Raw genomic sequence first — 24,350 nt, 5'->3', positions numbered from 1 at the left:
GCCCGCGCGGAGGCGGACGCGGGAAAACCGCTTCGGCGCGGGCGGGGTCCTGTGCCAGGCTGGCCCCATGTCCGACCCTCGTCGCGCGCTGCTGCGCTGGCAGTTCGACTTCACCTGGTCCCTGTTCGAGTACCACCTGGAGCGCCTGGAGCCCGGCGACCTGCTCTGGGAGCCCGGCCCCCTGTGCTGGACGGTGCGCCGGGACGGCGAGGGCCGGTGGGTGCCCGACTGGGCGGACACCGAACCCGATCCCGTGCCCGTCCCCACCGCGGCCTGGGTCACCTGGCACATCGGCTGGTGGTGGTCCACCGCCCTCGACCACCTGCGGGGGCGCGTTCCGCGCGAGCGCGAGGAGGTCCGCTGGCCGGGCCCGGAGGAGGCGGCCGACTGGCTGCGCGGGTTGCGGACGCAGTGGCTGGAGGTGCTGGAGGTGCTGGAGGGGCTCACCGGCGCGGACCTGGACGCCCCCGCCGCGTTCCCCTGGCCGCCGGACTCGGGGCTGGCGGTCGAGCACACGGCCGCCTGGGTCAACGGCGAGCTGATGAAGAACGTGGCCGAGCTGGGGCAGCTGCGGCTGCTGCGGGCCGCGTCGGCACCCGGGGCCTGACCGGCGGGCACGCCCCGGAGGCCCCTGCCGACACCCAAGCGCTAACGGCGGGCCGGTCCGCTGGCCAGCGCGACCAGCGCGCCGAGCACCGACAGGGCCGCCAGCAGCAGGAACACCGCCGGGTAGCCGCCCAGGGGCCCGGCCAGCAGCGCGCACGCCCCCGGCGCCAGGGCCATGGTGAGCATGAGCGGGGTGTGCATGATGCCGTTGAGCGTGGTGTAGTGCTCCTCCCCCCAGCGGTCGGCCACGGCCGTGGCCTGGAGCAGGGTGAGCACGCCCCGCGCGGCGCCGACCAGCGCCGCCGCGGCCATGACCAAGGTCAGCGGCCCGCTGACCAGGGCGATCAGTCCGGTCGCCCCGGCGCAGGCCAGAAGCGCCGCGGCGATCCGGTGCACCGCCCCGCTGCGCCGCGCCAGCGGTGCGTAGACGAGGCGGCCCAGTACCTGGCCCACGCCCACCACGCTGAGCGTCCAGGCGGCCTCGGCGGTGCCGAACCCGCGTCCCTCCATGAGCGGGACGATGCCGACCACGACCGCGTACACGGTGAGAGTGCCCAGGGCGAGCGCCGTGGTCAGCGCCCAGAACGCGCCGCTGCGGACCACTCCGCGCACCGCCCTGCGGTCCCCGGCCCGGTCGGCGGTGCCGCCGGGAGCCCAGGGCGGGGTCAGGGCCAGGGCGTGCAGCGGCAGCACCACCAGGGCCAGGACCAGGGCGAGGACGAGGTAGGCGCCGCGCCAGCCGACCTGCGACTCCAGGGCGGCGGTCAGCGGGGCGAAGACGGTGCTGGCCAGCCCGCCGACCAGGGTGAGCGCGGTGAGCGCCCGGACCCTGCCCGGCCCGTACCAGCGGGTCAGGGCGGCGAAGGCGGGCGGGTAGGAGAGCCCGGCCACGGCGACTCCGGCCGCCTGCCAGGCCGCGCCGAAGAACCACAGGTTCGGGGCCAGCGCGAGTCCGGCGACGGCGACCGCGCCCAGCAGGGCCGCCGCGGTCATGACCGGGCGGGGGCCGCGCACGCGCAGCCAGCGGGCCACCAGGGGCCCGCCCAGCCCGGCCACGACCTGGGAGCCGGAGAACAGGGCGATGACGGCGGGCAGGGACCAGCCGGTGTCCTCGGCGATGGCGGGCGCCAGCACGGGGAAGGCGTAGAACAGCACTCCCTGGCTGGCGGTGACGGTGACGCACAGGGCGGTCAACGCCCTGCGCGCGTCCGTGCCGGAGGGTGCCCGGCCCGACGCGCGGAGGGGTCGGTGGGTCATACGCGCCGCCCGCGCGGCGCCGGTCGGGTGTTCGGGGGAAGCGGGGGAACGGGGGCAGGGTTCCGTTGCGCTTGCACGGGGGGACTCCTCGCCCTGGGAGGGGCAGACCCAGGGATCGAACGGACAGGTGACGCGTTCGTGTACATACCCGCGTTACTACACCGAGTATTCACCCAATGGCCATCCGTCGCTTACCTGGAATTCCAGCTTTTGTCCCCGGATACCGGCCATCTCCACGCCGCGCACGGGAGGACGGCGCCGACCCCGGGAAGACGCCGCACCCGGGATCGCGGGCAGGCGTTCGCCCGTAACCCGGAGCCGTCCCGGGCGTCCCCGGGGCGGCCCCGTACCAGCGACCCGGACGGCTCACGGACCTGGCGGTCCGGACGGCTCACGGCCCAGTCCTCTCACGCCCCGGGCGCCTCAGCCCACGTAGCGCCGCGCCCGGGACTCCCTGCGGGGCGCCTCCAGGGCGCGCAGCCCGCGCTCCACCCGCGGCGGGACCGGCGCGCGCTCCCTCAGCACCCAGGGCAGCCCCCCGAGCGCCTCGGCGACGGCCATCGCGCTCGGCAGGTCGCGCGGCACCGACCGCAGCACCGACCACGTGTGCCGCCACGCCCCGTCCACCGGGCGCCGCAGCCACGCGGTCCACAGGGTGTTGCGGATGCCCAGGCACCGCCGCCGGGTGGGATCGCGCACCGGCGAGGCGGCGTGGTGGGCGACCGTGTCCTCGTCCCAGCACATCCACCACCCGGCGGCGGCCAGGTCCAGCGCCAGCAGCTCCTCCTCCCCGCCCATCCACAGGCGCCGGGAGAAGCCCCCCGTCTGCCAGAAGGCGCGGACGCGGAACACGGTGACCCCGGCGAGCACCCCGAGCAGGGCGGGACCGGGCAGCCAGTCCGGCCCGGGCACCGGCGAGTGGCGCAGCTCCGGGGTGATGGGGTCCTCTCCGCCCGCGGGCTCCACGATCAGCCGCGCCGTCACCGAACCCAGTCCGGGGTGGGCGTCCAGCAGGTCGGCGGCCCGCTCCAGGGAGCCCGGCTCCCACCAGGTGTCGTCGTCGCAGAAGGCGACGTAGGGCGTGTCCAGGGCCTCGACCCCGACGTTGCGGCCCACCGAGCCCAGGTTGGCCCCCGCCCGGACGAGCCGTACCCACCCGTGGCGTTCGGCGACGGCCGCGGCCGTGCCGTCGCCCGAGGCGTTGTCCACGACGACGGTCGGCGGCGGTCCCGGCAGGTCCGCCAGCCTGTCCAGGGTGCGCAGCAGCTCCTCCCGGCGGTCGCGGGTGATGACCACGACGCCCACGCGCGCGCTCGGGTTCATGCCTCCTCCAGCAGGGCCAGGTCGCGTTCCACGTGCGCGGGCACCGGGCGGCGCCGGGCCAGCGCCGCGGGCAGGACCCGCAGCGCCCCGGTCAGGGCGCCGCGCGAGACGGGGTCGCGCAGCGCGCGCCCGGCCAGCCGGGCCGTGCGCGCCAGGGCCAGGCCGGGGCGGCGGCGCAGCCAGACCGTCAGCAGGGCGTTGCGCTCCTCCAGCGTGCGCCGCCACAGGCCCGGCGGGCGCACCGAGGACGGGTGGTGGTGCACGCGCACGTGCTCCAGGTGGCACAGCTCCCAGTCCGAGGCCGCCAGGTCCTGGGCCAGGAGGGCCTCCTCCCCCGCGAAGAACAGCAGGTGGCTGAAGCCGCCCGCCTCCGTGAAGGCCTCGCGCCGCACCACGGCGGCGCAGGCCAGGAAGCCGAGGACGCGCGGGCCGGGCAGACCGTCGCCGTCCGGCAGCGGGCTGTGGGCCAGCGCCCCGTTGAGCGGGTCCGGCCGCCCCTCCTCGCCGACGAACACCGACGCGGCGACCAGCCCCAGGCGCGGGTGGGCGTCCAGGGCGTCGGCCGCCGCCTCCAGCGACCCCGGCGCCCACCAGGAGTCGTCGTCGCAGAAGGCGACGTAGGGCGTCCGGGCGCGCGCCACCCCGGTGTTGCGGGCGACGCAGCCGGTGTTGCGGTCCTGGCGCACGAGTTCGACGCCGGGGAACCCCTCGCGCACGGCCTCGGCGGTGCCGTCGGTGGAGGCGTTGTCCACGACCACCACGGGCGGTCGGGGCTCCAGCCGTTCCAGGTGCCCCAGCGTGCGCAGCAGCTCTTCGCGCCGGTCGCGGGTGGCCACCACCACGGTGACCCGTGAGCACTCCGGATTCCCCACGCTGGTCCTCTCTCCCCTCTCGTGCCCGACCCGCCCCTCACCGCGGCCTCGTACTCACGGCGGGGTCCGGCGCTCCGGACCCGCCACGGGTACGGGGCCGCCGCGGGTCAGGACCTCTCGCGTCGCACCGGCACCGTTTGCGGTCCGGCCCTCAGTTGGCGGGCGCGGTCCCCTCGGGCAGGTCCTCGTAGCGGTCGCGCTGGTCCACGAAATAGGCGACGGTGCGGCGCAGCCCCTCGTCCAGGCGGACCCGCGGCCGCCAGCCCAGGGCCTGCTCGGCCAGGCGGATGTCGGGGCGCCGAAAGTGCGGGTCGTCCTCGGGGCGCTCGACGAAGGTGATCTCCGACCTCGTCCCGGTGACGCCGATGACGACGCGGGCCAGGTTCAGCACGGACAGCTCCTCGTCGCTGCCGATGTTGACCGGCCCCGTCGTCTCGCTGTCGGCCAGGGCGACCAGGCCCCGTACGGTGTCGTCCACGTAGCACAGCGACCGCGTCTGGTGGCCGTCGCCCGCCACCGTCAGCGGCCTGCCCTCCAGCGCCTGGTTGACGAAGGTGGGCACCATGCGGCCGTCGTCGGCGCGCATGCGCGGCCCGTAGCAGTTGAAGATGCGGGCGATGCCCACGTCGGCCCCGCGGGCGCGGTGGTGGGCCATGGTCAGCGACTCGGCGTAGCGCTTGGCCTCGTCGTAGACGCTGCGCGGGCCGACCGGGTTGACGTTGCCCCAGTAGGTCTCGCGCTGCGGGTACTCCAGCGGGTCGCCGTACACCTCGCTGGTGGAGGCCAGGACCAGGCGGGCGCCGTGGCGCTCGGCGCACTCCAGCGCGTTGCGGGTGCCCAGGCTGCCCACCTCCAGCGTCTCCACCGGCAGGCGCAGGTAGTCCGGCGGCGAGGCGGCCGAGGCCAGGTGGAACACCGTGTCCACGGGTTCCTCCAGCGTGAACGGTTCGGTGAGGTCGGCCTCCATCAGCTCGAACCAGGGGTGCCCGGCCAGGTGCGCCACGTTCTGCGCCCGGCCGGTGGCGAAGTTGTCCAGGCACACCACGCGTGTGCCCCTCTCCAGCAGCCGTTCGCACAGATGGGAGCCGAGAAACCCGGCGCCACCGGTGACCAGGGCCCTTCCTCTCGACGCGTGCTCGCGCATCGTCGCCCACCTCCTCGGATGGTCTCACCGCTTACCTGGGTGCTGTTCTGTGGCCCCTGGGGCCTGTCTTGTGAACGGAGTCTTGGCGTGAGGGGGGTGGTTCGGGCGCCCACGGGGTTCTGGAGGTGCCGGAGGTGAGACTGCGAGGAACGAGCCGTCTCACCGGAGACACCGAAGGTTCCCGTACTTCGGGCGCCCGAACACGGGCCGAAGCGAAGCGGAGGCCCCGAAAGACACCGATCAGGGCCAGGACGTCTCCTGCGAGGGGCAGATCACCATCTCGCGCACCTCGCAGCCGGGGGGCTGGCTCAGCGCGAACACCACCGCGCGGGCCACGTCCTCGGGCGCGTTGAGCTTGGCGTCCGGGCCCGGCTTGTACTGGTCGGGGCGGTCGTCGAAGAAGGAGGTGCTCATGCCCCCGGGGACCAGGAGCGTCACCCCGACCTGCCCGGCGAGTTCGGCGGCCAGCGCACGGGTGAAGCCCACGACCCCGAACTTGGAGGCGCAGTAGGCCGTGGCGTCGCTGAGCGCGCGCAGGCCGAGCGTGGAGGCGCAGTTGACCACGGTGCCCCGGGAGGCGCGCAGGTGCGGCAGGGCGGCGCGGGTCACGGCGGCGGTGCCGAGGAGGTTGACCTGGACGACCCGCTCCCAGTCCTCGGCGGCCACGTCGGTGAGCGTGCCGCAGGCGTCGGTCCCGCCCGCGTTGACCAGGGCGTCGATGCGGCCGTGCTGGACGCTGACCTGCTGCACGACGCGCTCGACGGCCTCGCGGTCGGCCAGGTCCACCTGGTGGAAGGACAGGTCGTTGCCGGGGTGCTGCCGGTCCAGGATGATCGGGTGGCCGCCCCCGTCGGCGACGGCCCGCGCGGTGGCCGCTCCCAGGCCCGAGGACCCTCCGGTGATCAGCGTGTTTCCGAGTTGACGCATCTGTCTCCCTCGTTCTCCGTGGTCGTCGGTCGTTCGTGTGCGGTTTCCGGGCGCCGGGGCGGGGGCGTCCGGTCCCAGTGCCTCAGCGGGCGGGTACGCCGTCGCGGCCCCGGCCGCGGATGCGGGTGATCAGCCCGGTCGTGGAGTGGCCGGGCACGAGGGGCACGGTGACCACCTCTCCCCCGGCCCGGCGCACGACGGGCGTCTCGGGCAGGTCCTCCACCTCGTAGTCGCCGCCCTTGACCCACACGTCGGGCCGCAGCTCCTCCAGGGCGCGCACGGGCGTGTCCTCGTCGAAGACGACCACCTCGTCCACGCAGTCGAGCGCGCCCAGCACGCGGGCGCGGTCCTGTTCGGCGACCACCGGACGGCCGCTGCCCTTGAGGGCGCGCACGGAGGCGTCGCTGTTGAGCAGGACCACGAGGCGGTCGCCCAGGGCGCGGGCGCGGCGCAGCAGGTCGACGTGGCCCGCGTGCAGGACGTCGAAGCAGCCCCCGGTCGCCACGACCCGCTCCGCCCTGCGGCCCTCCCCCGCGCGGGGGCCGGGCACCGCGGCGTCGCGCGCCCGCCCGGCGGCGGGGCGCGGGGCGGCGTAGGCCGAGGCCCCGCCCCCGGCGACGAAGGCCGAGGCGGAGGCGACCCCGCGCCGGACGGCGTCGCGTACGTCATCGCCGTCGGCGAGCGCCGTGGCGCACGCGGCGGCGAAGGCGTCCCCGGCGCCGCAGGTGTCGGTCGGCGAGTCGACCGGCGTGCCCGGCAGCAGGGCGCACTCGTCCCCGGTGCCCGACCAGGCGGCGCCGCGCGCTCCGAGGGTGACGGCCACCGAGTGCACGTCCCACGCCCCGGCCAGCTCACCGGCCCGGCGCAGGGCCCGCCCGTCGGCGCCCCCGGCGACCCCGGCCTCGGCGGCGTTGGGCGTGGCCAGGCGGGTTCCGGGCACGGGGTCGGCGCCGCGCGGGTGCGGGTCCCACACGAGCGGGACGCCGCGCCGCGCGCAGGCGGTCAGGGCCCGGCGCACGGCGCGCTGGCGGGTGAGCCCGTGCCCGTAGTCGGCCACGAGCACGGCCGACGCCCCGGCCAGGGCCTCGGCGACGTCCTCGGCGCGGGCGTCGAGTTCCACGCCCTCGCAGCCCCGGTCCAGGCGGGCGACGGTGCGGCCGTTGGCCTGGACCCGGGTCTTGGTGGGCGTGTGCTCCATCAGGGGCAGCCCCACCAGCCGGACGCCCTCGCCCACGAGCGCGGCCAGGTCGTCGGCGGCCGCGTCGCGGCCCACGGCGGTCACCAGGACCACGTCGTGGCCGTCCTGCCGGGCGCGGCGGGCGGCCAGGGCCGCGCCTCCGGGTCGGTACCAGGACTCGGGCTCCTCCAGTACGGGCGCGGGCGCGTCGGGGCAGTCGCGCCGGGACACGCCGCGCAGGTCGACGTCGAGCAGGGCGTCGCCGACCACCACCACGGTTCCCCCGCTCATGTGGCCGCCCTCCCCTCGGGGACGAAGACCCCGTGCGCGCGGGCGGCGACCTCGGCGTCCACCGCGGCGCAGAACACGTGGACCAGCGCCAGGTGGACCTCCTGCACGGTGGAGGTGCTGGGCGCGGGGACCGGGACCGTCTCCTCGCTGAGCGACTCCAGGGCGCTGGGCCCGGGGCCGGTCAGGGACCAGCAGGTGACGCCGAGTTCCCGAGCGGCCTTGGCCGCGGCGACGACGTTCTCGCTGTTGCCGCTGGTGGACATGCACACCAGCAGGTCGCCCGGGCGGGCGTGCGCGCGCAGCTGGCGCGCGAAGACCTGCTGGTAGCCGTAGTCGTTGGCGATGGCGGTGACGCTGGAGGTCTCCGCGTGCAGCGCGATGGCCGACAGGGGCTCGCGCTCGTCCTCGAAGCGTCCGGTCAGTTCGGCGGTCAGGTGCTGGGCCTCGGCCGCGCTGCCGCCGTTGCCGCAGGCGAACAGGCGCTGTCCCCCGCTCAGGGCGCGCGCGGCGCGGCGCCCCCACTCCTCGACGAGGGCCGCGTCCGTGCCGTCCAGCGCGGAGCTGAGCTGTCTCAGGTGGGTGTGCATCACTCCTCGCCTCCCCCGGTGGTGGTGGCGACCGGCGTGCTGAGCCCGGCGCGCGGCGCCGGGACGGCCGTGCCGGTCGCGGTCGTGGTCACGTGCAGGTAGCACTCCTCGGTGCGCCGGGCCACCTCCGCCCACGAGTAGTGGTCGCGCGCCCGCTCGGCCGCGGCCTCGGCGAAGGAGGTCCTGGTCGCCTCGTCCGAGAGCAGCCAGCGCACGGCGCGGCCCAGCCGCTCGGGCGACCTGGCCGGGACGAGGAGTCCGGTCTCCCCGTGCACGACGGTGTCGACGTGGCCGCCCACGCGGGAGGCGACCACGGGGACACCGCAGGCCATCGCCTCGACGGTGGAGATCCCGAACGGCTCGTACCAGGGCACGTTGACGGCCACATCGGCCGACCTGAGCAGGGCGGGCACATCGGCGCGGTCCACGCAGCCCAGGAAGCGGACCCGCTCGTCCACGCCCGCGCGCTCGGCGGCCATGCGCAGCCGCACCGCCTCGGGCTGGGTCCACAGGCGTTCGCGGTCGGTTCCCCCGGCGATGACCAGTTCGGCCTCGGGCACCTGGGCCAGCGCGCGGATCACCGTGTCCACGCCCTTGCGCCTGACCAGGCGGCCCAGGCTGAGCAGGCGCGGGCGGTCGCCGCGCTCGGCGGCGGGGCCCTTCGCGGTGAAGCGGGAGGTGTCCACGCCGCAGGGCACCACCGCCACACGCGCGGCCGGGATCCCCCACTCGGCGAGTTCGCGCCGCTCCTCGGTGGAGGTGGCCACGACCATGTCGCACTGACCGGCCACGGCGCGTTCGGTCGGGACGCGCTCGGCGGGGCTGGTGTCGTCCGTGCCCTGGTGGCGGCGCTTGACGGTGCCCAGGGCGTGGAAGGTCTGCAGCACGGGCAGGTCCAGGGTGCTGGCAGCCCGCAGGGAGGCGAAACCGCTCATCCAGAAGTGGGCGTGGACCACGTCGGGCCGTTGGACGCGCCAGGCCGCCCGCAGCCGCTGCGCGAACTCGGGCATGTACTGGGGCAGTTCGTCCTTGCTGATCGGGGCCGCCGGTCCGGCGCGCACGTGCTCCACGCGCACGCCCGGGCCCAGGGAGACGCTGTCGGGCCGCTCCGCGTCGGTGCGGCGCGTGTGGACGACGACCTCATGCCCGCGCGCGGCGAGCGCCGCGGCCAGCTCGGCCACGTGGACGTTCTGGCCGCCCGCGTCCTCTCCGGTGATCGCCGCCAGCGGGCTGGCGTGTTCGGAGACCATGGCGATCCTCATGACGTCACCTCCTGTAGCACCCGGTCCCAGTCGTCGAGGAACCTGGTGAGCCCGTAGCGGCGCAGCGCCGCCGCACGGGCGGCCTTGCCGGCGCGGACGGCGAGGTCGCGATCCTCATGGAACGCGCGCAGCGCCTCCGCGAGTACTCGGGGGTCGGTCGAGACGGTGCCCGCCTCGGGCGGTACGGCCTCGTAGGCCTCGGTCGTGCCGAGGGCGGCCACGGGCAGGCCCAGCATCATCGCCTCGATGAGGGACAGACCGAGCGAGGTCCACCGCAGCGGGTGGGCGTAGGCGCGGCGGCGGGCCAGTTCGTCGTGCATGGCGCCCTGGGGCAGGTCCTCGTGGGCGCGCAGCCGCGGGGCCGCCAGCCCCAAGTGGTCGGGGACCCCGGCCACACCCATGCCGAACAGGTCCAGGGGCACGCGCTCGGCGAGCGCGGGCAGCAGGTCGGTGCCGGTGAAGCGCCAGCGGCGCAGGGGCTCGTTGAGCACCACGCCCGTGCGGGGGACCTCGCCGGTGTAGCGGTACCCGGGGTCGGGCACGCCGTGTTCGACCACGCGGGTGGGCGCGCGCCCGCAGTCCCAGAACAGGTCGTTGAAGTGGGTGACGTGGACGACGGGGATGTCGTCGCGGTCGGCGACGGGGTGCCGGGTGACCGGCACGTCCCGGCGCGGGGTGTTGTGCTCGACGTAGACGGCGGGCACGTCCCGTCCCGGTACGCGGCCCAGGAGCTCCTCGGCCAGGGCGATCTCGTGCGGACGCTGGAGGACCACCAGGTCGGGTTCGCTGTCGCGCACCGCCCCGGGGGGCAGTTCCTCGGCGTTGGCGGGCCAGTCCCAGGTGCGGGCGCGGCCCCGCCCGTCGGGCCCCCGGTCCGGGGTCACCGGCAGCAGGCAGGTGTGTCCGCCGTGGACGAACGCGGTCGTCCACGAGCCGTGGACGTGCCAGAGCAGGATCCGCAGCACGCGCGCGGGCGTCCTGGCGCGGCCCTGCGCCATGCCCCGGGGTGCGCGCGCCGGGGCGGCGGGTGTCGGATGGTGGACGGTCATCGTGCCCCCAGGAGTTCGTCGACGGCGGTCAGGACGTCGTCGGAGGAGACGGAGTTCAGGCAGGGGTGGCCGGGTACGGGGCAGACCCGGGCACGGGTGTCGGCGCAGGGCGCGGACTGGTCGCCCAGGACGCGGACCGCGGTGCCGTGGGGCGCCCACGCGGAGGCGGGCACGACCGGGGAGAAGAGCGAGACCACGGGCGTGCCGACGGCGGCGGCCAGGTGGGCGGGGCCGGTGTTGCCCGAGACCAGGACGGCGGCGCGGTCGAGCACGTCGGCCAGTTCGGTGACGGTGGTGCGCCCGGCCAGGTCCGCCGCGCCGTGCGCGGCGACCTCGCGGGCGGCCTCGGCCTCCCCGGCGGTGCCGGTGACCAGGACCCGGTGACCGCGTTCGGCCAGCGCGGCGACGGTCTTGGCGGCCAGGGCGGGCGGCAGCTCCCGGGAGGGGGCGTCCGCGCCGACGTGGACCACCGCGTACCCGTCGGGCCCGGTCAGCTCGCGGGTGTCCGGCAGCGGGCGGCGCACGGCCAGGCGCCCGTCGTCGCCGGGCGGCGGCGGGTACCCGGCGGCGCGGGCCAGCGACAGCATGCGTTCGGCCTCGGGGACGCCGTAGGCCACGTGGTGGCGCACGTCGAGCAGGCTGCCCGGGTAGTCCTCGCTGACGGCCGAGACGCGGGGCACCCCGGCCATGCGCAGGAGCAGGGCCAGCGGCAGCGGCGACTGGTGGAAGGAGGTCAGGATCACGGCGGCGTCCGCGCCGAGGCCGGACAGGCGTTCCACGAGGCGGGTGACGTCGGCGGCGTCCACCGGCGGCGGGTCGGCGGCGATCCAGGGCGCGCACCAGGTCAGTACCTCGTCCACGCCCGGCAGCGCCGCGGCGGTCTCGGCGCCCCGGGGTCCGGCGAGGTAGACGACCCGGTCGGCTCCGTGGGCGAGGGCGCGCACGGCCGGTCCGGACAGCAGGACGTCCCCCATGCTGTCCAGGCGCGCCACGATCACGGTCCCCCCGCTCACGAAGCGTCCTCTCCGAGCAGGCGCAGGACGGCGGCCTCCAGGTCGGGCGCGGTCTCGGGCGCGGAACGGCACTCGGCGTCCAGGGTGGCGGCGGTGGGCACGAGCACCCCGCGCGCGCCCGCGGCCCGCGCGGCGTCCACGTCGGCGCCGATGTCGCCGACCAGCGCGCAGCGGGAGGGCGGCAGGCCCAGTTCGGCCGCGGCGGAGCGGACCATGCCGGGCGCGGGCTTGCGGCATCCGCAGCCGTCCTCCTCGCCGTGCGGGCACACGCGCCACACGTCGAAGGGACCCAGAAGCTCCTCCACGCGCCGGTTGACCGCGTCCACCTGGTCGCGGGTGATCAGCCCGCGGGCGATGCCCGACTGGTTGCTGACCACTCCGACGGCGAGTCCGGCGCGGCGGGCCAGGGCGAGCGCCCGCTCGGCCGAGTGCGTGGGCCGCACCTTGTCGGGGTCGCCGTTGTAGGGGACGTCCTCGACCAGGGTGCCGTCCCTGTCGAACAGCACGGCCGCCACTCCCGGGGCGGGCCGCGCCCCGGCGTGGCGGATCTCGCCGCGCAGCCGCTGCCAACAGGCCAGGGGCGGGATGAGCGCGCTGGTCACCAGCATGTCGGTGACCTCGTCGCGGGTGGCGGGTCCGCCGGAGATCCGGCGCCGGGCGAACGCGGCGGTGCGCGCGGTCCACAGCGCGGCGCACGCGGCGGCCGCGGCGCGGTGGCCGGTCAGGGCCGCTCCGGCGGCGCCCAGCAGGGCGGCCGTGGTGAGGACGTGCCCGCGCAGTCCGCCGGGGCCCTCGCCGACCCGGTTGCGCCAGCCGCGCCCGTGGAGGCGGTCCATCAGCGCGTTGTCGGCGTTGCCGCGCTGGGCGGCCAGGCTCGCCCAGCGCCCGCCGCCGCGCAGCGGGTGCACGCACTCGCGCTCTCCGGGCACGAGGACGAACCCGGCGTCCACGACCCGCAGGGCCAGGTCGGTGTCCTCGCGGTAGGCGCGCGGGAAGCGGGCGTCGAAGCCGCCGACCGCCTCCAGCGCGCTCCTGCGGTAGGCCATGTCGGCGGTGATCCAGCGGGCGCCCTCCAGGGCCAGGGTGGCCCGTTCGGCGTCCGTGGGCCGGTGCCCGCGCGGGCGGGGCACGGTGATGCGGCCCTGGCTGGCGCCCACCTCGGCGGGCAGGTCGGCCAGGTCGGCGCACAGGCGTCTCGGCCAGTCCGCGGGCGGGGCCACATCGTCGTCCAGGAAGGCGATCCACTCGGTGGCGCAGGCGTGCCACCCGGCCTGACGGGCGGCGGCGGGGCCGCCTCCGCCGGTGCGCAGGACGCGCACGCGGGCGTGGTCGGTCCCGGGCAGCGGCGCGGAGTCGTCGGGCGGCCGGTCGTCCACGACGACGACCTCCTCGGGCGCCTCCCGCGACGGCGCGTCCAGAAGCGGTTCCAGGACGCGGGGCAGGGTGTCGCGCCCCACGGTGGGCACGACCACGGAGTAGCGGGGAGCGCTCACCGGTGCGCCCCCTCGCCCGTGCGGCGGCGCACGACGAACGGGCCGATGGCCAGCAGGTCCACGGGCGCGGACCCGAAGCACTCCAGGGCGTCGCGCGGGGAGTCGACCATGGGCCGTCCGGCGGTGTTGAGGCTGGTGTTGACCAGGACGGGCAGGCCGCTGCGCCGTTCGAAGCGGTCCAGCAGGCGCGCGGTGAGCGGGTCGTCCCGCTCGGCCACGGTCTGGACGCGTGCGGTGCCGTCCACGTGCACCACGGCGGGCAGGCGGTCGCGCCAGTCGGGGTGCACCTCGTGGACGAAGAGCATGTAGGGGCTGGGCAGGGGTCCGCCCGAGAAGATCTCCGCCGCCCTGGGCTCGGCCACCATCGGCGCGACGGGGCGGAACTGCTCGCGACCCTTGACCCGGTTGAGCCGTTCGAGGTTGTCGGGGTTGGACGGGTTGGCGAGCAGGGAGCGGTGCCCCAGCGCGCGGGGACCGTACTCCGCGGCGCCCTGGAACCAGGCCACCAGCGCGTCCCGCTCCAGGGCCTCGGCCACGGTGTCGGCCAGGTCGTCGGGGCGCTCGAAGGCGACGTCGGCCTCGCGCAGGATCGCGTGCAGTTCGTCCTCGTCCCAGGAGCGGCCCAGGTCGGCCCCGGGCATGGGCGCCACGTCCTCCACGAGCGAGGCCACGTGCAGGGCGCCGCCCAGCGCGGTGCCCGCGTCGCCGGAGGCGGGCTGCACCCACACGCTCTCGAAGGGCCCCTCGCGGGCGATGCGGCTGTTGGCGACGCAGTTGAGCGCGACCCCGCCCGCCATCGTCAGGTGCGGGCGGCCGGTCCGCTCGTGCAGCCAGCCGACGACGGCCAGGAGGGTCTCCTCCATGGCGGCCTGCACGCTGGCGGCCAGGTTCGCGTGCTCCTTGGAGGGCTCCCGCCCCGGCTCGCACGGGTCGGTGAGGGAGTTCCAGTCCAGGCCCGAGGCGCGGACCAGGCCGTCGCCCTCGTAGCCCACGCACTTGCGCACCGCGTCGAGCATGGTGGGCTCGCCGTAGGAGGCCAGGGCCATCACCTTGTACTCGTCGCTGGAGCGGTGGAAGCCCACGTGCTCGGTGAGCTCCTCGTAGACCAGTCCCAGGGACTCGGGCAGCGGCTGGCGGGCCAGCACGTCCAGCTTCCCGCCGGTGTAGACGCCCGCCAGGTGCGAGGTGCTCTCGCCTCGGCCGTCGGCCACGAACACCGCGCACTCGCCGCCTCCGGCCTCCGGCGGGGCGGCGAGCCCGGTGGAGGCCGCGTGCGCGACGTGGTGGGGGACGTAGGTGACCTTGGCCGGGTCCAGGCCCGGCAGGGCGGTGGCCAGGAAGTGCGGAGCGCGCTCGACGTAGAACAGGCGCAGGCGCTCCCACCCGCGGTCCTGCCCGGGCCCGTCGGGGTCGGCCAGCGCGGGGTCGTAGGAGTAGGTGACCGCGTCCAGGTCGGCGGGGCGCAGCCCCGCGCGTTCCAGGCACCAGCGCATCGCCTGCTCCGGCAGCTCCCACGTGGAGAAGGGGACCGCGGCCTTGCCGTGCTTGCGCCGCGAGAACCGTTCCTCCTCCGCCGCCGCGACCGTGCGACCGTCGACGACGATCGCCGCCGCCGGGTCGTGGAAGACGGCGTTGACACCGAGGACACGCATGTAACCGCTCCCTCCTCAGGCCCGGTCTGCGACTCAGACGCCGAGCGCACCCACTCGACTACCAGCAGCAGCGGCTCGTAAACATCGACCCCAGGAGAACCGGAACCCGCTCACCAGCAGCGACGCGCGCGGGGACTGCCCCGGGTCCGCCGCCCGCGCGCCCGCGGTCCGCCCCGCGGCACCGGGGAAGCCGTCATGTTTGCCCCCACCGATGCGGGCTATGGGACCGGTGAGAACCGAGAGGTACGACCGGCACGAAAGGAGCAGGACCATGGTGGTGCGAACCATCGACCAGGTGATGAGCAGCCCGGTCCGCACGGTCTCGCCGGACACGTCCCTGCGCGAGGCCGCGGAGATCATGCGCGACGCCGACGTGGGCGACGTCGTCGTGACCCGGGACAAGCAGATCACGGGCATCCTGACCGACCGCGACATCGTGGTGCGCTGCGTGGCCGAGGGCGGCGACCCGGGCGAGCGCAGCGTCGGCGACGTGTGCAGCGCGGAGGTGGCCACCGTGCCGCCGCAGAGCGGGATCGCCGACGCGGTGCACGTCATGCGCACCAGCGCGGTGCGCCGCCTCCCCGTCGTGGACGGCGACCGCGTCGTGGGCGTGGTGTCCATGGGCGACCTGGCGCGGGCCGTGGACGAGGACTCGGCGCTGGCCGACGTCAGCGCCGCCGACCCCAACCGCTGAGGCGCCGGTGGAACCGGTGGGAGGGACGCCGCCGCCCGACCGCGGGGGCCCGGACGGGGGCCGGGTCCCCGGCACGGACGGACGGCCGTCCCTGCTGGCGCTGCGGGCGCTGGGGCTGGGCGACTTCGCCACGGCCGTTCCCGCGCTGCGCGCGCTGGAGCGGGCGCTGCCGTCCTGGCGCCGCACCCTGGCGGGCCCCTTCTGGTACCGGCACCTGGTCGCGCTGGCCGGGCTGGACTGGGAGGTCCTGCCGACCGGGCCGCTGCGCGCGCCCGACACGCGCTCCCCGGACTTGGCGGTCAACCTGCACGGCCGGGGACCGCAGAGCACCGCGGCCCTGGCGGCGCTGACGCCGGGGCGGCTGTGGACGCACGGCCACCCGTCCGCCCCGCAGTGGCCGGGCCCGGAGTGGCCCGAGGGGGTCCACGACGCCGAGATCTGGTGCCGCCTGCTGCTCGCGCACGGTGTGGCGGCCGACCCGGACGACCTGCGGTGGCCGGACCCGTCACGGGGGCAGGACGCGGTGGTCGAGGGGGACACCGCGATCGTCCACCCGGGGGCCGCCTCCGGATCGCGGCGCTGGCCCCCGGAGCGTTTCGCACGGGTGGCGGAGGACCTGACGGCCTCGGGGCTGCGGGTGCTGGTGACCGGCTCGCAGAACGAGACCGCGCTGGCCGAGCGGGTGGCCGAGGCCGCCGGGCTCGGCGGCCGGGCGGTGCTGGCCGGGCGCACCTCCCTGGACCTGCTGGCGCGGCTGGTCGGCGAAGCGCGGCTGGTGGTGTGCGGGGACACCGGGGTCGGCCACCTGGCCACGGCCTACGGCACGCCGTCGGTGCGCCTGTTCGGACCGGTCTCCCCGGAGCTGTGGGGTCCGCGCGTGGACCGGGACGTCCACGTGTGTCTGTGGGCGGGCCGCACGGGCGACCCGCACTCGGCCGAACTGGACCCGGGTCTGGACGCGATCGGCGTGGAGGAGGTCGTCGCCGCGTGCCGGAGCGTGTGCGCCTCCGGCCGTCCCGCCGCCGAGGAGGCCGTCCGCGGCTCCTGAACCCCCGCGCCCCGGAGCCGGGTGGGACCGGGTTCCGTCCGGTGAGGGGCGCGGACCTCTTCGCGGCTCCCGGGTGCCGACGCCCCGGCCGCAAGCGTTGACGGTGTGGCGCACGGGGTTCCCTCAGCGGACGCGGGCCGACACGCCCTTCCCGGTCACGGGTCGGCGTCGCCGGACGCGCCCTCCGCCCTGGGGCGGGCGCGCAGGTGCGCCCGCTCGCCCTGTCGGCCGAACAGGCTGAGGAACTCGACCGAGCCGGAGTCGGCCGAGCCGAACCAGTGCGGCACGCGGGTGTCGAACTCAGCCGCCTCCCCCGGTGCGAGCACCAGGTCGTGCTCGCCCAGCACGACCCGCAGCCGCCCGTTGAGGACGTAGAGCCACTCGTAGCCCTCGTGGGTCTGCGGGTCGGGTTCGCTGGGGCGGTCGTTACCCGGGATCACCAGCTTGTACGCCTGGATGCCGCCGGGACGGCGGGTCAGGGGCAGCATGGTCATGCCGTGGCGGGTGACCGGCCGCAGGTGGATGCGCGGATCGCCGGTGGGCGGCGCGTCCACGAGTTCGTCCAGGGTGACTCCGTACGCCCTGGCCAGCGGGAACAGCAGTTCGAGGGTGGGGCGGCGGGAACCGGACTCCAGCCGGGACAGGGTGCTCACCGAGATGCCGGTCGCCGCCGACAGGTCGGTCAGCGTGGTCTCCTTCTGCTTGCGCAGCGCGCGCAGCCGGGGTCCGACCGCGTCGAGCGCCTGGTCGAGGTCGTGTTCCATGCCGCCATTTTGCCATAACGGCAACGAAGATTGCGTGAACCGGCGAGGGGGTCGCATGGTGGGGGCATGGAGGTGATCGCGGTGAACGATCAGTTGGAGAAGGGTTACGACGCGGTGGTGGTCGGCGGTGGCGCCGCCGGACTGAACGGCGCCCTCATGCTGGCCCGGGCGCGGCGCTCGGTGGCGGTGGTCGACTCGGGAGCCCCGCGCAACGCGCCCGCCTCGGGCGTGCACGGACTGCTGGCGCAGGAGGGCGTGTCCCCGGCCGAGCTGCTGGAGCGGGGCCGGGCGGAGGTGCGCGGCTACGGCGGCCACGTGAACACAGGGGAGGTCACGGCCGTGACCCGCGACGGCGACGGGTTCCGGGTGGAGCTGGCCGACGGCCGCGGCGTACGCGCGCGCCGGATCCTGGTGACCACCGGGCTGGTGGACGAACTGCCGGACGTGGCGGGCGTGCGCGAGCAGTGGGGCTCTGGCGTGGTGCACTGCCCGTACTGCCACGGCTGGGAGGTGCGCGACCGGGCCATCGGCGTGCTGGCCAGCGGGCCGATGGCGGTGCACCAGGCGCTGCTGTTCCGCCAGTGGAGCGAGGACGTCACACTGTTCACCCACACCATGCCCTCGCCGGGCGAGGAGGACGCCGAGAAGCTGGCCGCCCGCGGCATCCGCGTGGTGGAGGGTCCGGTGGCCTCCCTGGAGACCGCCGACGGTCGGATCACGGGGCTGCGGCTGGCTGACGGCACGGTGGTCGACCGGGAGGTGGTGGCCGTCGGAACACGGATGGTGGCGCGCGCCTCCTTCCTGGCGGCGCTCGGCCTGAGCACCCGGGAGCACCCGATGGGGGTCGGCGAGTACGTCCCCACCGACGAACGCGGCCGTACCGACGTGCCGGGGGTGTGGGCCGCGGGCAACGTCACCGACCTGAGCGCACAGGTCGGCGCGTCGGCGGCCTCGGGCGCCGCCGCCGGGGCCCAGATCAACGCCGACCTGGTCGACGAGGACACCCGCCGGGCGGTCGCCGCCCACCGGGACGCCTTCTCGGCCGGGTCCGAGGCGCGGGTGAGCGAGCTGGTGTCGGGCGAGGGCCGCCACGGCCTGTGAGTCGCGGGAGCGGGGACGGCGCGTCCGAGGATGTGGACAGGGCCTGGCCACCCCAGGACCCCGGGACCGGGACGGCCGACCACGGCGGCCGCGAGGGCACCCCGCACGACCCCGTGGTGCGGGCCCGCAGGCGCCCGTGACCGGTGTTCCCCCGCGGCGCGGTACGCCGCGGGGGAACACCGCCCGCCCCGCGACGGGGCACGCCAGCCGAAGATGCCCTAGCCTGGCGGCGTGCACCACGACGACGAGCCCGCCGCAAACGCGGACGCCGGGGACGGCCGGGGCCCCGAGGTCGCCCACCTCCTGGTCCGCCTCCTCAACATCAGCCAGCGGATCGGGCGCTACGCCGCGCACGAGACCGGCGAGCGTACATCCCCGGCGACGTGGCGCGCGCTGAGCGTGCTCCAGGAGAAGGGGCCGCTGCGGCTGGGCGTCCTGGCCGAGCACTGCCGGGTCAGGCAGCCCACCATGACGGTGATCGTGGAGTCGCTGCTCTCCTCCGGGTACGTGGCGCGCAGTCCCGACCCCGACGACCGGCGGGCCCAGCTGCACGAGCTGACCATGGCCGGTGCGGCGGCGCTGGAGGACTGGAGGCACCGGATCGGCGACGCGCTGGAGCCGCTGTTCTCCGACCTGTCCGCGCGTGAGCGGGAGCTGCTGTCGGAGTCGGTGCGGCTGCTGGACGAGCGGCTGCGCCGCGGCGGGGCCTGAGCGAGCGGTTCCGTTCCCGGAGCCCGGTCACACCCTCGGCTCGCACCGCCCTCGCGCCCGCCGCGGTCGCGGTGATCGACGCCTCCCCTCCCTCGCGCCCTTCGCGTGCCGGTCGGGAATGCGCGGGGATTAACATAGGTTTCCTATGTGAATGAGGGCCCCGACCGGATCGGCCGCCGTCCTCCCCACCATCGGCGACGACAGGGAGCAACGAGAACATGGTGGCGAAGACCGACACCCCGCGTACGGCACCGCCCGAGGGCGCGGACCAGGGACACGCGCCGGAGGGGTCCATCCTCCGGCAGCCGCGCGCCGTGTGGGCGGTGGCGTTCGCCTGCGTGATCGCCTTCATGGGCATCGGCCTGGTCGACCCGATCCTGCCCGCGATCTCCCGCAGCCTGGAGGCCACGCAGACCCAGACCTCGCTGCTGTTCACCAGCTACCTGCTGGTCACCGGCCTGGCCATGCTCGTCACCAGCTGGGTGTCGAGCCGCCTGGGCGCCAAGCGCACCCTCCTGGTCGGCCTGGCGCTGATCGTGGTCTTCGCCGCCGCGGCCGGGGCCAGCGGCAGCGTCGAGTCCGTCATCGGCTTCCGGGCAGGGTGGGGGCTGGGCAACGCGTTCTTCATCTCCACCGCCCTGGCCACCATCGTCGGCGCGGCCAGCGGTGGGGCCTCCTCCGCGATCGTGCTCTACGAGGCGGCGCTGGGCCTGGGCATCGCCACGGGCCCGCTCCTGGGCGGACTGCTCGGCAGCGTCAGCTGGCGCGGCCCCTTCTTCGGTACCGCCGCGCTGATGGCGGCCGGGTTCGTCGCGATCGCCGTCCTGCTCAGGAGCGACGCCACGGAGCGGACCGCGCCGGTGCCGCTGTCGGCCCCGTTCGCGGCGCTGCGCGTCCCGGGCATCCTGGTGCTGGCCCTGGCCGCGCTGTTCTACAACATCGGCTTCTTCGCCCTGCTGGCCTACACGCCCTTCCCGCTGGGACTGGACGAGATGGGCCTGGGGTTCACCTTCTTCGGCTGGGGCCTGGCGGTCGCCGTGACCTCGGTCTTCGTGGCCCCGGTGCTCACCCGCCGGTGGCCGCGCACGCGGGTGCTGTGGACGACCCTGCTCCTGCTGGCCGCGGACCTGGTCGCCGCGGGCGCGCTCATCTCCTCCACGGCGGGACTCATCACCGCCATCGTGCTGGGCGGCCTGCTGCTGGGCGTGCTCAACACGGTGCTGACCGAATGCGTGATGGAGGCCAGCGACCTGCCGCGTTCGGTGGCGTCCTCGTCCTACTCGGCGGTGCGCTTCCTCGGGGGCGCCGCCGCTCCCCCGGCCGCCTCCGCGCTCGCCGCGGCCCTGTCCCCCGGCGCGCCGATGTACGCGGCGGCGGGGTCGGTGGCGCTGGCCGCGGGGATCGTGCTCCTGGGCCGCGGGGCGCTGCGCAGGGTGGACGACGGCCCCGAGTCCGCGCGGGCCGAGGCCGAGGCGATCACCACGGGCGCGTGAGCACCGGTACGCGGCGCGGTCAGCGCCCGCACGCCTCGACGAGGAAGCGGTGCACCGTGCACGTGAGCGGCGTCCCCCGCTCCATGTCCCGGTGCAGCCGCAGCAGCGGCCCGCGGTGTGTGCGCGCGTCGAAGCCCGGCACCTGCCACGGCACCATGCGCAGGTAGGACACGAGCGCGCCCACGTCGTGGAAGCGGCGCAGGGTCCGGGCCCGGCGGGCGCGGGTGACGGCCAGGCCCACCCCCTCCAGGCCGGCGACCGCGGCGTCGAGGTCCCAGTTCGCGTTCCGGTCCGGGGGCGGCCCCTCCAGGAGGGCGCTGAGTTCGTACCCGTCGTCTCCGCCGACCTGCTGGGTGAGGAAGACACCGCCGGGGGCCAGGACCCGGCCGACCTCGGCGGGGTCGTAGGCCTCTTGGCGGTCGAGCACCGCGCCGAACCCCCCTGAGGGCAGGGGCAGGCCCCCGTCGGGGCCCGGCTCCACCACGTCCACCGCCAGGGCCGCGAGCCTGCGTCGGGCGACGGGCACGTTCGGCGGCCAGCCCTCGGTGGCCCGGGAGCCGGGCGGCAGCGGGGCCAGGGACGAGAGGAACTCGCCGCCCCCGGTGCCCAGGTCCAGGACGGGCGCTCGCGCGGCGCGCACGAGCCGCCGGGCACGCTCCTCGTAGGACCAGGGCAGCGGCTCCTCGACCAGCCTGCCGTCCAGGAACCGGAAGTCCCATCCGGAGGTCGGCCGCCGCTCGGCCTCCTCCACCAGGTCGTCGAAGTCGCGCACGGGTTCCCGCCTCCTTGTGGTCACCCGGCCATTGTGCGCATCCGGCGGGGCGGGCTCAACCGGTTAAACGACGGAGCGCGGCCCCGGAGAACGACCACGGGCGTACACGGTCGATACCGAAAGCGGATGTGGCGGCGCGGCGCTCTCCCTAGGGTCGTGGCCATGACCGAACACAGACGTCCCGCCCTCGGCCTGTCCTGGACCGCCATGGCCCTGCTGGCCCTGCTCGCGGCGCCCCGCGTGGTCCTGCACGACCTCGGCGTCATCCAGGAGGGAACCCTCGTCAACGCCCTGTTCGTGTTCGTCCCCCCGCTCGTGTGGGTGGCGGTGGCCGTCCTGGCCCGGGTCCCGAACCCGTTCCCGACGCTGCTGGTGGTCGGACTGCTCTACGGCGTCCTCCTCGCCCTGGGGCACCAGCTGCTGTGGAACACAGCCTGGGAGGGGAACCCCCCGACGCTCGGCGGCAACCTCAGCGACCTGCCGCCCCTCGCGCACGCGGTCGTCGTCCGCGGCTTCGCGGTGGTGAGCAGCCTGTTCACCGGCGCGGCCGTCGGCGCCGTCACCGGTCTGGCCGCCTGGGGGATCGGAAAGCTCGTGCCCGCCCGCTCCGGCGTCTCCTGACGCGCGGGCCCCGCTCAGATGGCCTCGCGGCGCTGGAGGTAGGAGAAGGCCCCCCAGCCCGGCAGGACCGGCAGCCAGAAGGTCAGCACGCGGAACAGGAGCACCGCGGGCAGCGCGACGGCGGCGGGGACTCCCGCCACCGTGGTCAGGCCGCCGATCAGGGCCGCCTCCACCGCGCCCAGGCCTCCGGGCGTGGGCGCGGCCGAGCCGATCGCGTTGCCCGCCAGGAACACCACCGCGACCGCCACCAGGCTCACCTGGGCGCCCGGGTCGGCGAAGGCCAGGACCGAGAACTGCAGGCACAGCACGAACGCGGCGGTGATCAGCAGCGTTCCGCCGAAGCCCAGCAGCAGGCTGGACGGGCTCTGGAGCATGTCCAGCAGCCGCGGGAGCACTCCGCGCAGGTAGGGACGGATCCGGGCGCCGAGGGCGTGCCGCAGCCGGGGCAGCAGCAGGACCACCCCCACCACGGCCGTCCCGGCGACGCTGATCACGACGACGGTCGGTGAGGGCGTGAACCCGGTCCAGTACGAGGTGCCGGTGAGGTAGGCGCACACCAGCAGCAGCGGCACGTGCACCAGGAACCCGACCAGCTGGGTCAGGCCCACCGCGGACAGGGCCAGGGAGGTGGAGACACCCTCCCTGGTGACGAACCGGGTGTTGATCGCGAGCGACCCCAGCCCGGCGGGGGCGGCGATGCGCACGAACGACCCCGCGTACTGGACCATGACGGTGCGCCACCACGGCAGCGGCACGGGCACGAAGCCGATGAGGATCATCGCGGCGGAGAGCGTGCACACCACCGACGCGGCGAGCGCGGCCAGCGTCCACACCGGGTCGGCCCGGCCGATGGCGGTGAAGTCCACGCCGGTGAGCTGGTACAGCAGCACCAGGCCGACGACGGTGGCGACGATGACGCTGACCACGGTGCGCGGACGCATGCGCTCCAGGCGGGCGGGTTCGGAGGGCGCCTCCGGGGCTATGCGCACCACGCGCTCGCGCAGCCGCGCCAGCAGCCCGCGGTCCCCGCGCAGCCCCCTGCGCAGCGCGTAGGGCAGGCCGGCGGGTTGGAGGAAGGGCAGGACCGCGGCCGTGGCGGTCACACCCAGCGCGCGCACCGCCGAGTCCACGGCGCGCCCGGTCCCCACCCGCATGGCCAGCAGGGTGAGCATGGCGGCCTGGTCCAGGGTGACCTGGAGCTGGGGGGCGGCCACACCGCCGCGGTCCAGGCCGGTGAGCAGGACCGCCGACTCGCGGGGGCCCGGCGGGGCCGCGGTTTCGGAGGCGTCGGCCAGGGTGGCGGAGCCTGCCGGTTCCGAGGTGCCCTCGGGGACGGAGGCGCCTGCCGGGGTGGGAGTACTGGCCGGGGCGGAGGCGCTGGCAGGGTCGGAGGGCTGGTCCAGGACACCGATGGTGGCGCCGTTGACGTTGCCGTGGACGAGCCGGTGCCGGTGCAGCAGCCCCAGTTCGCGCCAGCACAGGTCGGTCAGCCCGTCGGTGAGCTCCTCGTCGTCGAGTGCGTCCAGGGCGCGGAAGGCGGGCAGTTCGCGGACCAGCAGGACGGTGCCGGGACCGAGTTCGCCGACGGCCAGGACGCGGGGGACGGCGGCCCCCGCCTGCCGGGCGGAGAAGCTCATCAGCGCGGCGTGCTCGGCGCGGCGGCGGACGCCGTAGAGCATCCGGGGAGCCACGGGGCCGCGCAGGAACAGCAGGTCGCGCAGGCGCCGCCAGAACCCGGCGGTGTTCTCGGAGCTGAGCACGACCAGCTCCACCCGGCGGCCGTCGTCGAGTTCGGCCAGGTGGCGCGGGTTGCCCTCCTCGTCGTCGTCCGCGCGGGAGACGCCGGTGGCGGCCAGCCCGAACCGGCGCAGTTCGGCGTCCAGGCCGTTGTCGGTCTGCGGCGGCGGCCTCTCCCCCAGCGCGTACCGGACCAGGGCGGCGCAGGTGAGGCCGACCAGGACGGTCAGGACGAGGGCGAGGAAGCTGGTGACCCCGGCCAGCAGGGCGCAGACCGCGACCGTGGTGTTGCCCGCCCACAGGACCGAGCGGACCCGCGGCAGACCGGTGGGCATGGTGCGGATGAAGGCCAGGACGGCGGCCACGTAGCCGAGGGTGGCGCTGGTGAACACGTCGTCGGGGGCGAGCGCGTCGGGGAACCGCTCCGGGCCGATCAGCGCGAAGAGGGTGGCGTTGATCAGCGAGGCGAGCGTGTAGGCGGCGATCCCGGCGGCGACCGGCCGGGCCAGGGAGCGCCGCCGCCCGGTGAACAGCGTGCGCAGGACGACGTAGCTGACGAGGACGATCAGCAGGAGGTTGGCGCCCGCGGCGACGAGCAGGAGCAGGCCGGAGGGCAGCAGCGCGCGGAGCCGGTCGGGGTCGGCCCCCTCCACACCGTCGGTGGCCATGCGGACGGCGATCATGATCACCGCCACCGCGATCAGGCCGAGCGCTCCCGTGAGGAGGTCGACGGGCCTGCGCGGGGCTCGCGGTGTC

At 75.9% G+C, this 24,350-nt stretch carries 22 protein-coding genes; 7 read left to right on the top strand and 15 right to left on the bottom strand.

What is annotated here, in order from left to right; all coding sequences use genetic code 11:
• Window positions 1-67: 67 nt before the first annotated feature.
• Complete coding sequence (locus tag ACSTA4_RS12350; protein WP_444963639.1) at window positions 68-607, top strand: DinB family protein; 540 nt, start codon at window positions 68-70, stop codon at window positions 605-607.
• A gap of 41 nt (window positions 608-648) precedes the next feature.
• On the opposite strand, the gene ACSTA4_RS12345 is transcribed toward ACSTA4_RS12350, so the two are convergent.
• The 12 genes from ACSTA4_RS12345 to ACSTA4_RS12290 all read right to left on the bottom strand — a co-directional run bounded on the left by ACSTA4_RS12345 (window position 649) and on the right by ACSTA4_RS12290 (window position 14,653).
• Window positions 649-1,863, bottom strand: a complete 1,215-nt coding sequence (locus tag ACSTA4_RS12345; protein WP_444963638.1) for an MFS transporter — start codon at window positions 1,861-1,863, stop codon at window positions 649-651.
• Between the two features lie 423 nt (window positions 1,864-2,286).
• Complete coding sequence (locus tag ACSTA4_RS12340; protein ID WP_444963637.1) at window positions 2,287-3,186, bottom strand: glycosyltransferase family 2 protein; 900 nt, start codon at window positions 3,184-3,186, stop codon at window positions 2,287-2,289.
• Window positions 3,183-4,058 carry a glycosyltransferase family 2 protein gene (locus ACSTA4_RS12335; RefSeq protein WP_444963636.1) on the bottom strand — a complete coding sequence of 292 codons (876 nt, stop codon included), beginning with the start codon at window positions 4,056-4,058 and terminating at the stop codon, window positions 3,183-3,185. The genes ACSTA4_RS12340 and ACSTA4_RS12335 overlap by 4 nt, the downstream gene beginning before the upstream one ends.
• A 151-nt stretch (window positions 4,059-4,209) precedes the next feature.
• Window positions 4,210-5,202 (bottom strand): UDP-glucuronic acid decarboxylase family protein, encoded by a 993-nt coding sequence (locus ACSTA4_RS12330; RefSeq protein WP_444963635.1) that lies wholly within the window; start codon window positions 5,200-5,202, stop codon window positions 4,210-4,212.
• A gap of 240 nt (window positions 5,203-5,442) precedes the next feature.
• The gene (locus ACSTA4_RS12325) at window positions 5,443-6,129 is read right to left on the bottom strand and encodes an SDR family oxidoreductase (RefSeq protein ID WP_444963634.1); all 687 of its coding nucleotides are present in this window, start codon (window positions 6,127-6,129) and stop codon (window positions 5,443-5,445) included.
• 82 nt (window positions 6,130-6,211) lie between these two features.
• Complete coding sequence (rfaE2, locus tag ACSTA4_RS12320; protein WP_444963633.1) at window positions 6,212-7,597, bottom strand: D-glycero-beta-D-manno-heptose 1-phosphate adenylyltransferase; 1,386 nt, start codon at window positions 7,595-7,597, stop codon at window positions 6,212-6,214.
• A complete protein-coding gene (locus ACSTA4_RS12315; protein WP_444963632.1) occupies window positions 7,594-8,184 on the bottom strand; it encodes a D-sedoheptulose-7-phosphate isomerase in 591 nt (196 codons plus the stop codon). Before ACSTA4_RS12315 ends, rfaE2 begins: the two co-directional genes overlap by 4 nt.
• The gene (locus tag ACSTA4_RS12310) at window positions 8,184-9,446 is read right to left on the bottom strand and encodes a glycosyltransferase (protein WP_444963631.1); all 1,263 of its coding nucleotides are present in this window, start codon (window positions 9,444-9,446) and stop codon (window positions 8,184-8,186) included. Before ACSTA4_RS12310 ends, ACSTA4_RS12315 begins: the two co-directional genes overlap by 1 nt.
• Window positions 9,443-10,495 carry a glycosyltransferase gene (locus ACSTA4_RS12305; protein ID WP_444963630.1) on the bottom strand — a complete coding sequence of 351 codons (1,053 nt, stop codon included), beginning with the start codon at window positions 10,493-10,495 and terminating at the stop codon, window positions 9,443-9,445. Before ACSTA4_RS12305 ends, ACSTA4_RS12310 begins: the two co-directional genes overlap by 4 nt.
• Window positions 10,492-11,508 carry a glycosyltransferase family 9 protein gene (locus tag ACSTA4_RS12300; RefSeq protein WP_444963629.1) on the bottom strand — a complete coding sequence of 339 codons (1,017 nt, stop codon included), beginning with the start codon at window positions 11,506-11,508 and terminating at the stop codon, window positions 10,492-10,494. Before ACSTA4_RS12300 ends, ACSTA4_RS12305 begins: the two co-directional genes overlap by 4 nt.
• A complete protein-coding gene (locus ACSTA4_RS12295; RefSeq protein ID WP_444963628.1) occupies window positions 11,505-13,001 on the bottom strand; it encodes an HAD-IIIA family hydrolase in 1,497 nt (498 codons plus the stop codon). Before ACSTA4_RS12295 ends, ACSTA4_RS12300 begins: the two co-directional genes overlap by 4 nt.
• Window positions 12,998-14,653, bottom strand: a complete 1,656-nt coding sequence (locus tag ACSTA4_RS12290) for a carbamoyltransferase family protein (protein ID WP_444963627.1) — start codon at window positions 14,651-14,653, stop codon at window positions 12,998-13,000. The genes ACSTA4_RS12295 and ACSTA4_RS12290 overlap by 4 nt, the downstream gene beginning before the upstream one ends.
• 271 nt (window positions 14,654-14,924) lie before the next feature.
• Here ACSTA4_RS12290 and ACSTA4_RS12285 point away from each other — a divergent pair, with 271 nt between their 5' ends.
• Entirely contained in the window at window positions 14,925-15,347 is a 423-nt protein-coding gene (locus ACSTA4_RS12285) for a CBS domain-containing protein (RefSeq protein WP_212640294.1), read from the top strand.
• 7 nt (window positions 15,348-15,354) lie between these two features.
• Window positions 15,355-16,395 carry a glycosyltransferase family 9 protein gene (locus ACSTA4_RS12280; RefSeq protein WP_444963626.1) on the top strand — a complete coding sequence of 347 codons (1,041 nt, stop codon included), beginning with the start codon at window positions 15,355-15,357 and terminating at the stop codon, window positions 16,393-16,395.
• Window positions 16,396-16,550: 155 nt separating this feature from the next.
• On the opposite strand, the gene ACSTA4_RS12275 is transcribed toward ACSTA4_RS12280, so the two are convergent.
• Entirely contained in the window at window positions 16,551-17,159 is a 609-nt protein-coding gene (locus tag ACSTA4_RS12275) for a helix-turn-helix domain-containing protein (RefSeq protein WP_444963625.1), read from the bottom strand.
• A gap of 66 nt (window positions 17,160-17,225) precedes the next feature.
• On the opposite strand from ACSTA4_RS12275, the gene ACSTA4_RS12270 reads away from it, so the two are divergent.
• From ACSTA4_RS12270 to ACSTA4_RS12260, 3 genes are all read left to right on the top strand, one after another.
• Window positions 17,226-18,260, top strand: a complete 1,035-nt coding sequence (locus ACSTA4_RS12270) for an NAD(P)/FAD-dependent oxidoreductase (RefSeq protein WP_444963624.1) — start codon at window positions 17,226-17,228, stop codon at window positions 18,258-18,260.
• A gap of 231 nt (window positions 18,261-18,491) precedes the next feature.
• Window positions 18,492-18,971: a MarR family winged helix-turn-helix transcriptional regulator gene (locus ACSTA4_RS12265; protein ID WP_444963623.1), complete on the top strand. Its 480-nt coding sequence runs from the start codon at window positions 18,492-18,494 to the stop codon at window positions 18,969-18,971.
• Between the two features lie 218 nt (window positions 18,972-19,189).
• Window positions 19,190-20,464, top strand: a complete 1,275-nt coding sequence (locus tag ACSTA4_RS12260) for an MFS transporter (protein ID WP_444963622.1) — start codon at window positions 19,190-19,192, stop codon at window positions 20,462-20,464.
• Between the two features lie 19 nt (window positions 20,465-20,483).
• On the opposite strand, the gene ACSTA4_RS12255 is transcribed toward ACSTA4_RS12260, so the two are convergent.
• A complete protein-coding gene (locus ACSTA4_RS12255) occupies window positions 20,484-21,260 on the bottom strand; it encodes a class I SAM-dependent methyltransferase (protein ID WP_444963621.1) in 777 nt (258 codons plus the stop codon).
• A gap of 138 nt (window positions 21,261-21,398) precedes the next feature.
• Here ACSTA4_RS12255 and ACSTA4_RS12250 point away from each other — a divergent pair, with 138 nt between their 5' ends.
• The gene (locus ACSTA4_RS12250; RefSeq protein WP_444963620.1) at window positions 21,399-21,857 is read left to right on the top strand and encodes a hypothetical protein; all 459 of its coding nucleotides are present in this window, start codon (window positions 21,399-21,401) and stop codon (window positions 21,855-21,857) included.
• A 14-nt stretch (window positions 21,858-21,871) separates the two neighbouring features.
• Here ACSTA4_RS12250 and ACSTA4_RS12245 read toward each other — a convergent pair whose 3' ends face one another.
• Window positions 21,872-24,277: a flippase-like domain-containing protein gene (locus tag ACSTA4_RS12245; RefSeq protein ID WP_444964156.1), complete on the bottom strand. Its 2,406-nt coding sequence runs from the start codon at window positions 24,275-24,277 to the stop codon at window positions 21,872-21,874.
• Window positions 24,278-24,350: the final 73 nt, after the last annotated feature.

The sequence above is a fragment of the Nocardiopsis sp. M1B1 genome, from assembly GCF_052466615.1.
The sequence above is the reverse complement of the archived record's forward strand: the minus strand, read 5'-3'. Positions and strand labels throughout refer to the sequence as shown.

Coding starts and splice junctions, on each gene's coding strand:
- ACSTA4_RS12350 (WP_444963639.1), top strand. CDS start 68: ATGTCCGACCCTCGTCGCGCGCTGCTGCGCTGGCAGTTCGACTTCACC.
- ACSTA4_RS12345 (WP_444963638.1), bottom strand. CDS start 1,863: ATGACCCACCGACCCCTCCGCGCGTCGGGCCGGGCACCCTCCGGCACG.
- ACSTA4_RS12340 (WP_444963637.1), bottom strand. CDS start 3,186: ATGAACCCGAGCGCGCGCGTGGGCGTCGTGGTCATCACCCGCGACCGC.
- ACSTA4_RS12330 (WP_444963635.1), bottom strand. CDS start 5,202: ATGCGCGAGCACGCGTCGAGAGGAAGGGCCCTGGTCACCGGTGGCGCC.
- ACSTA4_RS12325 (WP_444963634.1), bottom strand. CDS start 6,129: ATGCGTCAACTCGGAAACACGCTGATCACCGGAGGGTCCTCGGGCCTG.
- rfaE2 (WP_444963633.1), bottom strand. CDS start 7,597: ATGAGCGGGGGAACCGTGGTGGTGGTCGGCGACGCCCTGCTCGACGTC.
- ACSTA4_RS12315 (WP_444963632.1), bottom strand. CDS start 8,184: ATGCACACCCACCTGAGACAGCTCAGCTCCGCGCTGGACGGCACGGAC.
- ACSTA4_RS12310 (WP_444963631.1), bottom strand. CDS start 9,446: ATGAGGATCGCCATGGTCTCCGAACACGCCAGCCCGCTGGCGGCGATC.
- ACSTA4_RS12305 (WP_444963630.1), bottom strand. CDS start 10,495: ATGACCGTCCACCATCCGACACCCGCCGCCCCGGCGCGCGCACCCCGG.
- ACSTA4_RS12290 (WP_444963627.1), bottom strand. CDS start 14,653: ATGCGTGTCCTCGGTGTCAACGCCGTCTTCCACGACCCGGCGGCGGCG.
- ACSTA4_RS12285 (WP_212640294.1), top strand. CDS start 14,925: ATGGTGGTGCGAACCATCGACCAGGTGATGAGCAGCCCGGTCCGCACG.
- ACSTA4_RS12275 (WP_444963625.1), bottom strand. CDS start 17,159: ATGGAACACGACCTCGACCAGGCGCTCGACGCGGTCGGACCCCGGCTG.
- ACSTA4_RS12270 (WP_444963624.1), top strand. CDS start 17,226: ATGGAGGTGATCGCGGTGAACGATCAGTTGGAGAAGGGTTACGACGCG.
- ACSTA4_RS12260 (WP_444963622.1), top strand. CDS start 19,190: ATGGTGGCGAAGACCGACACCCCGCGTACGGCACCGCCCGAGGGCGCG.
- ACSTA4_RS12250 (WP_444963620.1), top strand. CDS start 21,399: ATGACCGAACACAGACGTCCCGCCCTCGGCCTGTCCTGGACCGCCATG.
- ACSTA4_RS12245 (WP_444964156.1), bottom strand. CDS start 24,277: ATGATCGCCGTCCGCATGGCCACCGACGGTGTGGAGGGGGCCGACCCC.